General features: G+C 71.6%; 9 protein-coding genes and 1 pseudogene. 5 read left to right on the forward strand and 5 right to left on the reverse strand.

Going from position 1 to position 13,089, the window contains the following annotated elements:
- The first annotated feature begins 78 nt into the window (after nt 1-78).
- Nucleotides 79-1,251: an acyl-CoA dehydrogenase family protein gene (locus PV721_RS34005; protein ID WP_319731193.1), complete on the forward strand. Its 1,173-nt coding sequence runs from the start codon at nt 79-81 to the stop codon at nt 1,249-1,251.
- Nucleotides 1,252-1,260: 9 nt separating this feature from the next.
- Here the strand turns inward: PV721_RS34005 and PV721_RS34010 are convergent, their stop codons facing one another.
- Nucleotides 1,261-1,710, reverse strand: coding sequence for a cell division protein SepF (locus PV721_RS34010; RefSeq protein WP_319731194.1), 450 nt, complete (start codon nt 1,708-1,710; stop codon nt 1,261-1,263).
- Nucleotides 1,711-1,995: 285 nt separating this feature from the next.
- Between PV721_RS34010 and PV721_RS34015 the strand changes: the two genes are divergently transcribed.
- From PV721_RS34015 to PV721_RS34030, 4 genes and pseudogenes are all read left to right on the forward strand, one after another.
- Complete coding sequence (locus PV721_RS34015; RefSeq protein WP_319731195.1) at nt 1,996-3,297, forward strand: DUF5685 family protein; 1,302 nt, start codon at nt 1,996-1,998, stop codon at nt 3,295-3,297.
- A gap of 77 nt (nt 3,298-3,374) precedes the next feature.
- A pseudogene (locus PV721_RS34020) lies at nt 3,375-4,220 on the forward strand (DUF1684 domain-containing protein).
- A gap of 131 nt (nt 4,221-4,351) precedes the next feature.
- Nucleotides 4,352-5,239, forward strand: a complete 888-nt coding sequence (locus PV721_RS34025) for a S1 family peptidase (protein ID WP_416371242.1) — start codon at nt 4,352-4,354, stop codon at nt 5,237-5,239.
- Nucleotides 5,240-5,334: 95 nt separating this feature from the next.
- Nucleotides 5,335-5,814: a hypothetical protein gene (locus PV721_RS34030; protein WP_319731199.1), complete on the forward strand. Its 480-nt coding sequence runs from the start codon at nt 5,335-5,337 to the stop codon at nt 5,812-5,814.
- Nucleotides 5,815-5,854: 40 nt separating this feature from the next.
- Here PV721_RS34030 and PV721_RS34035 read toward each other — a convergent pair whose 3' ends face one another.
- The 4 genes from PV721_RS34035 to PV721_RS34050 form a co-directional block, all read right to left on the reverse strand.
- Entirely contained in the window at nt 5,855-6,751 is an 897-nt protein-coding gene (locus PV721_RS34035; RefSeq protein ID WP_319731201.1) for a DUF4231 domain-containing protein, read from the reverse strand.
- Between the two features lie 83 nt (nt 6,752-6,834).
- Entirely contained in the window at nt 6,835-10,827 is a 3,993-nt protein-coding gene (gene fxsT, locus PV721_RS34040; RefSeq protein WP_319731203.1) for an FxSxx-COOH system tetratricopeptide repeat protein, read from the reverse strand.
- Nucleotides 10,811-12,184: a TIR-like protein FxsC gene (locus tag PV721_RS34045; protein WP_319731205.1), complete on the reverse strand. Its 1,374-nt coding sequence runs from the start codon at nt 12,182-12,184 to the stop codon at nt 10,811-10,813. Before PV721_RS34045 ends, fxsT begins: the two co-directional genes overlap by 17 nt.
- 77 nt (nt 12,185-12,261) lie before the next feature.
- Nucleotides 12,262-13,035 (reverse strand): aminoglycoside N(3)-acetyltransferase, encoded by a 774-nt coding sequence (locus PV721_RS34050; protein ID WP_416371243.1) that lies wholly within the window; start codon nt 13,033-13,035, stop codon nt 12,262-12,264.
- Nucleotides 13,036-13,089: the final 54 nt, after the last annotated feature.

Here is a 13,089-nt window from a genome sequence, read left to right on the forward strand (position 1 = left end):
GGGATCCTGGTGGCTAGCGTCGGGCGGGCGCAAAAACTTGCGTTGCTAGGTTCTGTACTCAGGCCGCCGGGAGGCCCCGTGTCCGCGTTCCTGCCCCATGATCCGCTCGGGCTCGACGAGCTCCTCGGGCCCGAGGACCTCGCCGTCCGTGACACCGTCCGGAGTTGGGCCGCCGACCGGGTGCTGCCGAACATCGCCCAGTGGTACGAGGACGGTGAGCTGCCCGGGATCCGGGAGCTGGCCCGGGAGCTGGGGGCCATCGGGGCGCTCGGGATGTCCCTCGAGGGCTACGGCTGCGCCGGGGCGAGCGCCGTGCAGTACGGCCTCGCCTGTCTGGAGCTGGAGGCCGCCGATTCCGGTATCCGCTCGCTGGTCTCCGTACAGGGCTCGCTGGCCATGTACGCGATCTGGAAGTACGGCTCCGAGGAGCAGAAGCAGCGCTGGCTGCCCGGCATGGCGGCCGGCGAGCTGATCGGCTGCTTCGGGCTGACCGAGCCCGATGTGGGCTCGGACCCCGCCGCGATGCGGACCTACGCCAAGCGCGACGGCACGGACTGGGTGCTCAACGGGCGCAAGATGTGGATCACCAACGGGTCGGTGGCCGCCGTGGCCGTGGTGTGGGCGCAGACCGACGAGGGGATCCGCGGATTCGCGGTCCCGACGGCCACCGCGGGGTTCTCCGCGCCGGAGATCAAGCACAAGTGGTCCCTGCGGGCCAGCGTGACCAGCGAACTCGTCATGGACGACGTGAGGCTGCCCGCCGATGCCGTGCTGCCGTCGGTGAAGGGGCTCAAGGGGCCGCTCGGCTGTCTCAGCCACGCGCGGTACGGGATCATCTGGGGGTCCATGGGCGCGGCCCGCGCCAGCTTCGAGGCGGCGCTCGACTACGCGAGGACGCGGGAGCAGTTCGGCAAGCCGATCGGCGGCTTCCAGCTCACCCAGGCCAAACTGGCGGACATGGCCCTCGAACTCCACAAGGGCATCCTGCTCGCCCACCACCTGGGCCGGCGGATGGACGCGGGCACCCTGCGGCCGGAGCAGATCAGCTTCGGCAAGCTCAACAACGTCCGCGAGGCCATCGACATCTGCCGTACCGCGCGGACCATCCTCGGTGCCAACGGGATCTCGCTCGAATACCCCGTCATGCGGCACGCCACGAACCTCGAGTCGGTCCTCACCTACGAGGGCACCGTCGAGATGCACCAGCTGGTGCTGGGCAAGGCGCTCACCGGTCTCGACGCCTTCCGGTGAGGGCCCTGCTCAGCTCTGGTTGAAGAAGTCGCGCGAGCGGCCGCCGGGCTCGCCGCTCACGATCTGGGTGTCGGCCGGGGTCAGCAGGAAGACCCTGGTCGCCACCCGCTCGATCGAACCGCGCAGTCCGAAGGTCAGGCCGGCCGCGAAGTCGACCACGCGCTTCGCGTCGCCCGGGTCCATCGACGACAGGTTCACGATGACCGGGACCCCGTCGCGGAACAGCTCGCCGATGCCGCGCGCGTCACGGAAGCCGTCCGGGGTGACCGTCGCGATCCGGCGGCCGTGCTCCACGGCCGACTCGGAGGCCACCTTCACCCGCGGGTCGGTGACCCACTGCTCACCGGGGCCGGCCACCGAACCCTGCGCGGCCTCCGCGTAGTCGTCGTCGTAGTAGCGCTCGTCGTCGCTGTCCTCCACGAGACCCAGCCAGGCACTCGCCTTGCGCACCGAACCCATGGACTGCCTCCTTTCACCGCGGTCAGTCTGTCTTCTCTCCGCTGCCCCTATGCTCGTCCATGATGCTGACAACGCGCCAAGTGGATAGCCGCCGCGCAGAGGTTTCGTGACGGTACTGGTGCAGAACATCCGTTGCACGGTCAAGGATCCTGGTGGCTACCACTGCTGACTGAGTGAAAATACGACCACTGCCGCCGTGCGGGTGAGCGATGGGGACGTTCGAGTGAAGGACGCGGCTCGCTACGATGCCCGGCAGGTACGCGTATGACACACGGGGGAAGCAGCTTGTTCGGCATCGTCAGACCTTGCACGCACCGGCTGGGGGAGCGGTTCAAAGCGGAGTGGATGGCCCATCTGTGCGGACTGTGTCTGGCACTTCGGGGAGACCACGGTCAGTTCGCCCGGATCGTCACGAACTATGACGGCTTGCTCGTCTCCGTTCTGACGGAGGCTCAGTCGGGTCCCGCGCCCGACGCCCGCCGCACCGCGGGGCCCTGCCCGCTGCGCGGGATGCGCACCGCCTTGGTCGCCCGGGGCGAGGGTGCGCGGCTCGCGGCCGCGGTCTCGCTCGTCCTCGCCTCCGCGAAGGTGCGCGACCACGTGGCGGACCGGGACGGGCTGTTGGCCCGCGCGCCCATCGCCGCGGCCGCGCGCAAGGTGGCCCGGGGCTGGGACCGCGCCGGCGCCCGCACGGGGGCCTCGCTCGGCTTCGACACGGCGGTGCTCGTCGACGCCGTGGACCGGCAGGCGGGCATCGAGACGCTGGCGGGCCCCGGCACGCCCGTTCTCGTGGTGACCGAGCCGACGGAGACCGCGACGGCCGCCGCCTTCGCCCATACCGCGCAGCTGGCCGGACGGCCAGGCAATGCCCCGGCCCTGGCCGAGGCGGGCCGGTACTTCGGTCGGCTCGCGCACCTGCTGGACGCGGTGGAGGACCAGGGCGCCGACGCCGTGGCGGGCGCCTGGAACCCGCTCACCGCCACCGGGACCTCGCTCACCGAGGCCCGCCGGCTCTGTGACGACGCCCTGCACGGGATCAGGCTCGCGCTGGAGGAGGTCGAGTTCGCGGACGCGGGGCTCGCCCACCGGCTGCTCGTGCACGAGCTGCGCACCTCGGTGGACCGGGCCTTCGGGACCGGCAGCTGCGCCCACACGGCGACCGCCTCGGCAGGGCAGGGCGGCAACCCCTACGGGGGCCAGCCCCACGGCGGCCAGGGCGGGAACCCGTACGGCCAGAACCCGTACGGCCAGAACCCCTACGGCGGGACTCCGTACGGCGGCGGAGCGGGTGGCCCCGGGATGCCGCCCACCGGACCGGGCGGATTCGGCGGTGCGCCGCCGCCGCAGCGGCCCCGCCGCGGACTGCTCGCCGGCTGCGCGGTCGCCATCGGGCTGTTCTGCACCTGCCAGATGTGCTGCACCGAGCACGAGGGCCCGTGGTCCCGGAAGAAGCGGGACCCGTGGTGCGACGCGTGTGATTGCTGCGACTGCTGCAACGGCACCCATGGCTCCAGCGGCGGTGGCGGCGGGAGCGGTGGCGGCGGCGACGGCTGCTGCAGCTGTGACTGCTGCGGCTGCGACTGCTGAGGCCCTTTCAGGTGGGACAGGTCCGGACGGCGTACGAGGGGATTCCCGTCCGGACCCGTGTGGAAGGGGTGAGCGGGATGAGCGACGACGCAGACGATCCGCATGCCGCCCGTCGGACATGGCACGAGGGCAGGGCCGCGGCCGTGTCCGCCCCCTGCGGTCCCCTCGCGCCGACGGGTACATGCCCCCAGACTCCGTCCGGGGGACCCCCAGGCTCGCCGACTACCCGGAAGGTCGAATTCCGGCCGTCCCGGGGCCCTGGCGCGCGACCGGCGGAGGTGTGGCGCTCACCGCACCGCCGAAGACGCCCCGCGCCTCGACGGTGAGCCCTTCACCGGTGACGCCGTACCGGCCGTCCACGAGGCTCCGCCCGCGCACTCCCGGCTCTGCGCCGGGGAGGTGCGGATCGTAGTGATCCGCCGCGAGGGGGAGTGGGCGGTGCGCGTCTTCGGCCCCGCCTCCGGAGCCCGCCGGGCCTTCGCGGGCGTCGAGGCCACCCCGTACGACCCCGCCTTCGCGCCGCGCGGGCGTTTCCGGCCGTACTCCGAAGGCCGAAGAGTCCAGGTGGAGAACGCCGACGGGCGGGTCCGCGGACTCGGCCTCGGCCTCGGCGGGGAGCTGACCTTCCCCTCCCAGGGCGCCGAGCACACCCTCCAGGTCGCCGTGGACGAGGACGACGGCAGCCTCCGGGCCGTGTTCGGCGATGCCACCGGCGGGCGGTCAACCCACCGCTTTTGCTTCCTGGAGCCCGGCATACCGGACGCAGGCGGGGCGATCACCGTGGATTCAACCGGTCGCTGCTTCCCCCCTGAGCCTTCGCGGACCACTTCATCCGTCCGTTTCCGCCACCCGGGAACACGCTGCCCTTCGAAGTGGCGGCGGGCGAGCGGAGGCTGAAACCCGCTCTTGCGACCGGTATCTGACGACAGGACACTCCCGACAGCGCTTGTCAGGGACACGGCCAGAATTCCTGCCCCGTGCCCCCGGCTGCGCCTCACGGGCCCAGGCACCCCCACATCCGCCGGGCCCCCGACCCTCTGCAGGAGGACGAGAAGTGAGGATCAAGCGCATGACCCGTACCAGGCTGCTCGCGGCGGCCACCGGCCTGGCCGCCGCCGCAGCGTTCGCCGTCCCCACGGCGGCGACCGCGGACCCCCGGGACGGCGGCGGATTCAGCGCCGACCGGCTCGCGTCGGCCGGCGCATCCGTACTGCGCGCCAACGTCGGAGGCACCGCCTGGCACACCGACCCCGCCACCGGAACACTCGTGGTCACCGCCGACTCCACCGTCTCCGCCGCCGCCATCGACAGAATCAAGCGCGAGGCCGGAGCGGACGCCGGGGCGCTGCGCATCGAGCGCACCCCCGGCAAGCTCACCAAGCTGGCCTCCGGCGGCGACGCGATCTACGCCAACAGCTGGCGCTGCTCGCTGGGCTTCAACGTGCGCAGCGGCAGCAACTACTACGCCCTGACCGCCGGTCACTGCACCGAGGGCGCGGGCACCTGGTGGACCAACTCCGCCCGCACCAACGTGCTCGGCAGCACCACCGGCTCCAGCTTCCCGACCAACGACTACGGCCTCATCAAGTACGCGAGCAACACGCCGGTGCCCCCGGGGACCGTCGGCAGCCAGGACATCACCAGCGCCGTGAACGCCACGGTCAACATGTCCGTGACCCGGCGCGGCTCCACCACCGGGATCCACAGCGGCCGGGTCACCGGCCTCAACGCCACCGTGAACTACGGCAACGGCGACATCGTCTACGGCATGATCCGCACCAACGTATGCGCCGAGCCCGGCGACAGCGGCGGCCCGCTCTACTCGGGCACCCGCGCCGTCGGCCTCACCTCCGGCGGCAGCGGCAACTGCTCCTCGGGCGGCACGACCTTCTTCCAGCCCGTGGTAGAGGCCCTCAACGCCTACGGGGTCAGCGTCTACTGACGGTGCCTCACGCACCCCGTCGCGCCCCTGGACGTCCTCCCGCCTTCTGGGAGGATGTCCAGGGGTCCGTGTCCGCGGGGGAGGCAGGTTTCTGCATGAAACGTATCGGCGTGACCGGACACCGGTCCATTCCGGATGCGGTGCTCGGCCATGTGGAGAGCCGCCTGCGCACCGTACTGGGCGGCCACGAAGGGCCGTTGGAGGCGTTCTCCAGTCTCGCCGAGGGGGCGGACCAGCTGTTCGCCGCCATCGCGCTGGAATGCGGCGCGGGACTGACCGTGGTCATCCCCAGCGGGGACTACGAGGACGGCTTCGAGGGCGCCGAGGCCCTGGCCCGCTACCGGCGGCTCAAGCGCCGTGCCACGCAGGAGATCAGGATGGACTTCGCCCGCTCCACGGACGAGGCCTACTACGCCGCCGGCACCTACATCGCCGACTCCTGCGACCGCCTCGTCGCCGTCTGGGACGGGCAGCCCGCGCGCGGGCACGGCGGCACCGGCGAGATCGTCGCCTACGCCCGGGCGCTCGGCAAGCCGGTCACCGTCATCTGGTGCGAGGGCGTGTCCAGGGACTGAGCCACGCCCCCGCCGTCGGGCCGGCAGTTCCGCCAGGGCCTCAACTGCTGTGCCGGACCAGCCAGTCGGTGTGCTGCGGGGAGACGTACCGCTCGGTCTCGTACACCGACGAAGGCCATTGCGACTCGGTGATGGTCGTCTGCATCACGACCATCATCGCCGCCAGGTCCTGCTCGATCAGGGTGTGCGCCTCGATCAGCGGATGATGGCGGCGGACCTCGTTCCAGGCGATGCCGGCCGCCGCCGCCGCGCTCAGCAGCGCGGTCAGCTTCGGCCCGGGCCCGGACCCGAACGACCCCAGCAGCGCGAACAGCAGGGCCAGGCAGGTCAGCAGCACGATCGTCCACGACCACAGGTTCGTCGCCCGCCGGGACACCTCCGTCCGCCGCCGGTACCAGTTGCGCTGCTCGATCAGCCGGTCCCGGACGTACGTCTCCCTCCGCACCTGGTAGCCCATCCCGCGCAGCCGCTGCATCGCGCCGGTGATCTCCCCGCCCTCCGGTACCGTCCCGGCGGTCCGCGGATCCTCCCAGCCCATCTTCCGCAGCTCGGCCAGGCCCGCCTCGAGCCGGGTCCGGTACGTCTCCTCGGCCGCGCCGACCTCGCTGCCGAACGGCGCCCCGTGCACGGCGTACCGCCAGGCCAGGGACTTGATGAACTCCGCCGCGCTGCGGTTGAGCTGCCACTGCGGGCGCGCCCGGCGCCTGGTCGCCCGCATGCCCACGCCCAGCACGCCCGCGTACGCGAGCACGCTCAGCAGCCCGAAGAGGTACAGCGAGCCCAGCTTGGGTCCCGAGGGCAGTGCCGCGGCCCCCGCGGCGGCCACGAGCAGCATCAGCTGGGCGCGGGTGGCCTGGGTGGACTCCCGCTGCCGGGAGATCGCCGCCTGGTCGGTGTGGTGGAAGAGGGCCGGCAGGTCCTCGTTTCGGAAAGTCATGCTGTCGGTCACAGCGCCCCCCTGCTGTCGGGTGGCGGGCGGCGGGGCCCGCGGTCGCGGGGCCCCCGCCGCCCTCCGTGGAATCACACGGCGAGAGGCTCCAGATCGCGGTGGATCCGCCGCTCGTCCCGGGCGTACCGGGTCAGGCTGTGGTCCTCGCCGAGGAGCCGGCTCAGCTCGGACACCGCCTCCGCCCGTACCCGGGCCGCCTCTTCCTTGCGGCCCAGCGAGTCCAGGCTGACCGCCATGTTGGAGCCCGCCGCCAGGGTCTCGGGATGGTGCCCCCCGAGAGCCTCGCGCAGCCGCATCACGGCGAGCCGCTCCAGCTCCAGGGCGCCTTCCGGATCGCCCAGGTCGGCCCGGGTGTTGGCCAGGTTGAGGTGGGCGAAGACCGTGTGCGGATGGTTGTCGCCGAGGACGTCCCGCATCAGCCGGATCGTCTGCCGCAGCATCGTCTCCGCCGTCTCGGCCGCGCCCGTGCCCCAGTGGAAGACCGCCAGGTTGTTGACGGCCGCCAGCGTGTACGGGTGCCGCTCGCCCGGCACCTTCATGTACTCGTCCACCACCTCCTGCGCCAGGTCACGCGCCCCGCCCGGGTCCCCGGTCGCGAAGAGGTCCGAGGCCAGGTTCAGCTCGCAGGACAGCAGGTCCGGGTTGACCGAGGTGTACTTGGCCCGGTAGCGGGCCCGGGTGGCCGTGGTCAGCCGGAGCGCGTCCTCCAGCTGGCCCGCCCGGCGCAGCGACACCGCCAGGTTCTTCGCGGCCGACAGGGTGCCGGGGAAGGCGCGCCCCAGCGTCCGCTTGTAGGTCTCGTAGGTCCGGCTGAGCAGTTGCACCGAGTCCTCGTACCGGCCCACCTCGCGCAGGTCGCGGGCGAGGTTCTGCGCGGAGGACAGGGTGTACGGGTGCTCCGGTCCGAGCACCTCAGTGCGCAGGTCGTGCACCTCCTGGTCGATCTCGCGGGCTCTGGTGTACTGGCCCACCAGCCGCAGGTTCAGCGCCAGGTTGTTCGCGGCGGCCAGCGTCCGCGGGTGCGCCTCGTGGAAGATCTGGCTGAAGCCCTCGTGAGCGTCGGTCGCCAGCTCCATCGCCTCCGCGTACTGGCCGAGCGCGCCCAGGGTGTTGGCGAGACCGCTCGTGGTCATGTATGTGTGCGGGTGCGAGGGGCCCAGCACGGCCCGCTGGCGCTCCAGGGTCACCTCGTCCAGCTCCTTCGCCTCCACGAACCGCCCCTGCGAACGCAGGATGTTCGACAGGTGGAAGCGCAGGTACAGGTACTGCAGGTCGTCGTTGCCCAGCATCTCCTTCCAGGCTTCGCGCAGTTCCTCGCCGAGCTGGTAGGCGGCCTTGAAGTCGCCGCGCTTCCACAGGTAGCGGACGCGGTCGATCAGCAGCCTGCGGGTCTCCGGCTCCTTGCAGTACCGGGCCTCGGACGGGGTCAGGTGCGACCAGATGGTGTTGAACCGCGCCCAGGTCTCCGGATTGTCGATCGGCTCGTCGTCGTCCGGCCGGGCGCCGGCCAGGATCCGGTGGACGGCGTGCCGGGCCTCCCGCTGCTCCTCCTCGGTCAGCTGGGCCCGGATCACCGCCTGGACCAGCCGGTGCACCTGGATGCTGTTGCTGACCTGGTCGACCTTGGCCAGCGCGAACCGGCCGATCTCCCGGATCACCCGGCCGAGCACCAGCTTCTCCTGCAGCGAGCGATCGTAGGGCTTGAGGGCGTCGATCATCTCCTTGCTGTAGAGCAGGTTCGCGGAGATCGGCTCGGGCGCGAGGAAGGCGCACAGCTGGAGCAGCCGGACCGCGGCCGGGGAGCGGGACTGCAGCCGTTCTATGGAGATGTTCCAGGTGGCGGCCACCGGCTCCGGATAGCCGGGCGGCTGGTTCAGGGCCAGGACGCTCGCGGCCTGCTGGGCCAGCTGCTCGATGTACGCGGCCACCGGGGTCGCGGTCTCCGCGATCCAGGCCCCCGCCTGCTCGACGGCCAGCGGAAGGTCGCCCACCGCGATCGCCACCTGCTCGGCGTCCTCCTTGCTGAGCCCGGGGGCCCGGCGCTGGAGGTGCTCGATGGACTCCTCGCGCAGGAACACGTCCACCGGGAGCGCGTCACCGTACTGCGACCAGGACTGGTTGCGGGAGGTCACCAGCACGTGGCCCGGACCGCCCGGCGGGAAGAACCGCTTGAGGGTCTCGGGATCGTCGGCGTTGTCGAAGACCAGCAGCCAGCGGGAGGACGGCACCCCGCGCCGCAGCAGGTCGATCGCCTCCTGGGAGGCGGCCGCCATGTCCTCGCCGGTCTGCGCACCCAGGCGCACGGCCAGCTCGGCGAGGGCCGCGACCACGTCGTCGGTCTGCTCCGAGGAGATCCACCACACCAGGTCGTAGTCGGCCATGAACCGGTGCACGTACTCCAGCGCCACCTGGGTCTTGCCGACGCCGCCGAGCCCGAACAGGGTCTGCGGCTGCGGCAGCACCACGGCCATGCCGCCGCCGAGCTGGTCGCGCATCCGCTCCAGCACGATGCTGCGGCCGGTGAACCCGGGGTTGCGGGGCGGCGCGTTCCAGATCTTCGGGACGGTTCCCGGGAAGCGGGGGCCGGGCTGGGAGGCACTGGCGACGCTGTCGGGCAGCGCCATCGGCCGCTCCACCGCGCGCAGCAGCGCGGCGGTGGCGTGCACCTCGTCGAGCCGGAAGAGGTCCACCGGGTTGCGGTCGATGTACGGCGTGGCGAGGCGTACGTCACCCACCCTCAGCGGCACCAGCTGGCGCCGGCCACCGGTCGGGTCCTCGGCGGCCGCCCGCTCCCACACGTCCACGGCCCGGGTGGACTTCAGGTACGCCGTGGACAGCAGCACCACGGTCCGGGCGGCGGTGTCGATGCTGATGCCCGTCCCGCCGCCGAGGGTGTCCCCGGAGCCGGCGGTCACCGGGGCCCGCTCCGCGGAGACGTCCTTGGGCACGACCCGGAAGCCGGCCCGGGTGAGCACCGACTCGATCCAGTCGGCCCACATCCGGTTCTCGGCGACGTAGGAGAGGAACAGGTCGGCGGGCAGCGCCGGGCGGCGCCGGGTGAAGGCGTCCCTGATCCGTAGGCGCACCTCCTCGCCGATGACCGGCATGGAGGTGATCTCGCCCTCGGTGACCACGGTCGTGAGCCGTTCGAAGGCGGACAGCAGGGAGTTGGTGAGCCCGGCCTCGTCGCCGAAGGTGGCCAGGGTCTCCTCGTAGGCGTAGTAGGGCCGGTACGGGATCTCCACCGCGCCCCAGTACGAGGTGAGCTCGTCCCCGACCAGGCCGTTGGGGAAGCGGTCGAACTTGATCCGGGCCAGTGCCCGGCCCGCGTCGGCCTTCTCCTTCTCGCCCTCGTCGATGCGCATGGGGACGGGGTAGATCTTGATGCCGCGGTCGTTGAACCGCTCGTCGATCTGGCGGGCCACGGACGCCGCGCCGTCGATGGACTGGTCGGAGAGGGTGAAGCAGTCGACCAGGACGTCCGGGAGGTGCACGGTGCAGATGTCCGCGATGTCGGACAGGCCGGTGCGGCTGTCGATCAGGACGTAGTCGTAGTTCCTCTTCATGTCGGCGCGTAACGCGTCGAAGAAGAGGCCGCCGCCAAGGCGGTCGTAGAAGTTGTCCCAGTCGAAGGTGGAGACGGTCGCCGAGTACTCGCGGTTCTGCCGGCCCGCGGAGACGAAGTCCAGGGTGCCGCCGTCCGGGAACTCCCAGCCGAGGGTCTCCGGGGTCAGCGAGACGGCGTGCGGCTGTATCCGCGCGTAGTCCTCGTGCCAGTCCTCGGCGCGCTGCACCGGACTGGTCGCGGCCCATGCGTACTCGCTGATCAGGTCGATGACCCCGGTGGTGGCCCCGAGCGTGGAGGGGTCCAGGAAGGGGTGGAAGAAGCGGTGCAGGCCCGGGGCCTCCAGGTCCCAGTCCACGGCGAGGACCCGCTTGCCGTTGGCCGCCAGGATCCAGGCGGTGTTGGCCAGCGCCATGGTGCGGCCCGTGCCGCCCTTGTACGAGTAGAAGGTGACGATGCGTCCGTCACGGCTGTCCCTGCTGTCACGACTCGCTGTCATCCGCGTCCCCCCAGTCGGTGTCGTTGCTGTCGTTGCCGTCGATGTGGGCGTCGTACGCGTCGGGCGGGAAGGGAGCCGTGGGCGGTGCGGACGGCTCGCTCATCCCCATCGGCCCGAGCAGTCGCGGGCGTTCGGTGCGGGTGTTGCCGGCCGGCAGGTAGACCTGGGCGTGTCTGAGGAACTGCTGGGCGGCGGCCTCGACCACCTGGGGCAGGATCTGTCCGAGGGTCTCCATGCTGGCCACGCCGTTGGCGGCGGCCCGGCAGGCGGCCCGGCCCTGGCCCATCTTGACGGGCAGGGTCTCCTCCAGCCGCCGGGCCAGCTCGGCCTCCTTCGCGCGGCTCTGGTGGTCGTAGCGGTTCCACGGCACGACCACGTTGATCCACGGGCGGGACTCCTGGTCGAAGGCGGCCAGGCGCTGGCGGCGGTGCTCGTCCTCCACGACCCAGCGGTCGACGATCAGGATCTCCGGCCGGGTAGGCGGCTGCTTGCTGTCGAAGTGCCCGGCCTCGTCGTCGAAGGAGGACATGGTGGTCCGGTAGTTGAGGTTCTTGATCACGTCCTCGGCGACGTACGCGATCGGGCGCTGGGACACCGGATGGTACGGATTCCAGTCCAGGGCGCTCTCCCCGTAGTACTCCGGGCTCCGGCCGTCCGGCAGGTCGTGCCGGGAGCCGGCCGCCACGGTCACGTGGAGGGTGCGGGCGGGACCGCCGCCGGCACCGCCCGCACCGCCGGCGGGACCGAAGGCGCTGGGCACCACCCGGTAGTCCATGGGGCGGACGGGATCGAGACGGACGGTCTCGGCGACCCGGACGATGCGCCGGGCCAGTTCGTAGACGGCCCGCTCGTACTGCTCGGCGTACCCGCGCAGTTTGATCAGCCCGTACAGCCCGTCGGTGACGTAGCGCTCGCCGAAGGTGTTGTGGTTGAACTGCAACCGCTCGGCCGGGCCCGGAAGTTGGGACGGCGGGACCGGCACCCACAACGCGGGCACGATGGCCTCGGCGCGCTCGTTGCTCGCCGCGCCGTGCTGGATCGCGCGGTGCGCGAAGGCGAACCATTCCCTCCCGCACATCTCACTGGCGAAGTACCGCGGCGAGAACAGGGGCACGAAGACCCGGCAGGTGGCGAGCGCCGCCCCGAGCCGTTCCGACCAGCCCTCGCCGCTGCGTATCTCCCGGTCCATGAACCCCGCCTCGGCGCCGGCGGGCAGATCCGTCAGCGCCATGACGTGGCCGCAGAGATCGCGGAAGAGGCGCTCCACCCACATGTCAGGGTCGGGCCCCCCGGCCCCGAATCTCGGTGTGTGCGCATAACTGAGAAAAAAATACGGCTGCACTGATGCGGGCAACACGCCCCCCGTCCCGAAGCTGCGAGCGAAGAAACATCATTCCGGAGCTGCTTCGCCACATCCCCTCATCGTTCAGTCAATCAGCGTCTGTTTTCGGTCATCCACTCAAGGGCGTGGTCAACGGCATCCGGGAGGGAGAAGAGCATGGTCGCCGCACCTCCCAGCCGCCCCCTGCGTACCCGGGAATCCGGGAACGTCCTGCCGATCTCCGCGAAATCGCCGTCGTCCAGCGCTACGTCCTCGTAGGCGGTCCACGCCCCTTCCTGCCGACTCCCTTGCCGCCCCGGAAGGTTCACCTTCACCACACACTCGTACATGCGCAAGGGGGGCTTCGGAATTCGATACTCCGCGAGATGGAAAGCCGTGCAGACCGAAAACCCCACATTGATCATGAGTACCTGACCGCCCTCCCAGCACAACTTCCCCAGCGGCGACTCCTCCCCCAGGTGACTTTCGATGCGGTGCCCGGAGCAGAGCCGCTCCGCGTCCGCGCCGAGGGCGGCGAAAGAGGTCTGCGGGTGGGCGCTGCGCGCGGCGCCCGGCGTGGTGCGGACGGCCTCGGCGAGGGTGCCCATGCCCTGGCTCGGGGTGCTCGCCGGGTCGAAGGCGGGCATCCGCTCGCGGAAGGCCCGCACCCCGGACCCGTCCAGGCCGGCGATCCGCTCCAGATGGGCGCTGGAGGTCTTGGAGTTCTCCGGGGTGAAGGCGGGGACCACCAGGGTGCCGCGCGGACCGAGGACCCCCGTCAGGGCGTCGCGCAGCTGCTCGGCGCGCAGGCCGGTCCCGCCGAGGGCGGCGTGCACCATGAGCCGCATCCCGGGGCGGACCCCCAGCAGCCGCAGCTGCACGGCCAGCTGGAGGGTGCCGGCGGGCCGTGCAGCTGCGGCTGCTGGGGGTCCGCCCCGGGA

This window comes from Streptomyces sp. MB09-01 (assembly GCF_033794505.1).
Classification (GTDB): domain Bacteria; phylum Actinomycetota; class Actinomycetes; order Streptomycetales; family Streptomycetaceae; genus Streptomyces.

Bases quoted from the DNA above. Each gene is read 5' to 3' on its own strand.
- PV721_RS34010 (WP_319731194.1), bottom strand. From the start codon at position 1,710: ATGGGTTCGGTGCGCAAGGCGAGTGCCTGGCTGGGTCTCGTGGAGGAC.
- PV721_RS34030 (WP_319731199.1), top strand. From the start codon at position 5,335: ATGAAACGTATCGGCGTGACCGGACACCGGTCCATTCCGGATGCGGTG.
- PV721_RS34035 (WP_319731201.1), bottom strand. From the start codon at position 6,751: ATGACTTTCCGAAACGAGGACCTGCCGGCCCTCTTCCACCACACCGAC.
- fxsT (WP_319731203.1), bottom strand. From the start codon at position 10,827: ATGACAGCGAGTCGTGACAGCAGGGACAGCCGTGACGGACGCATCGTC.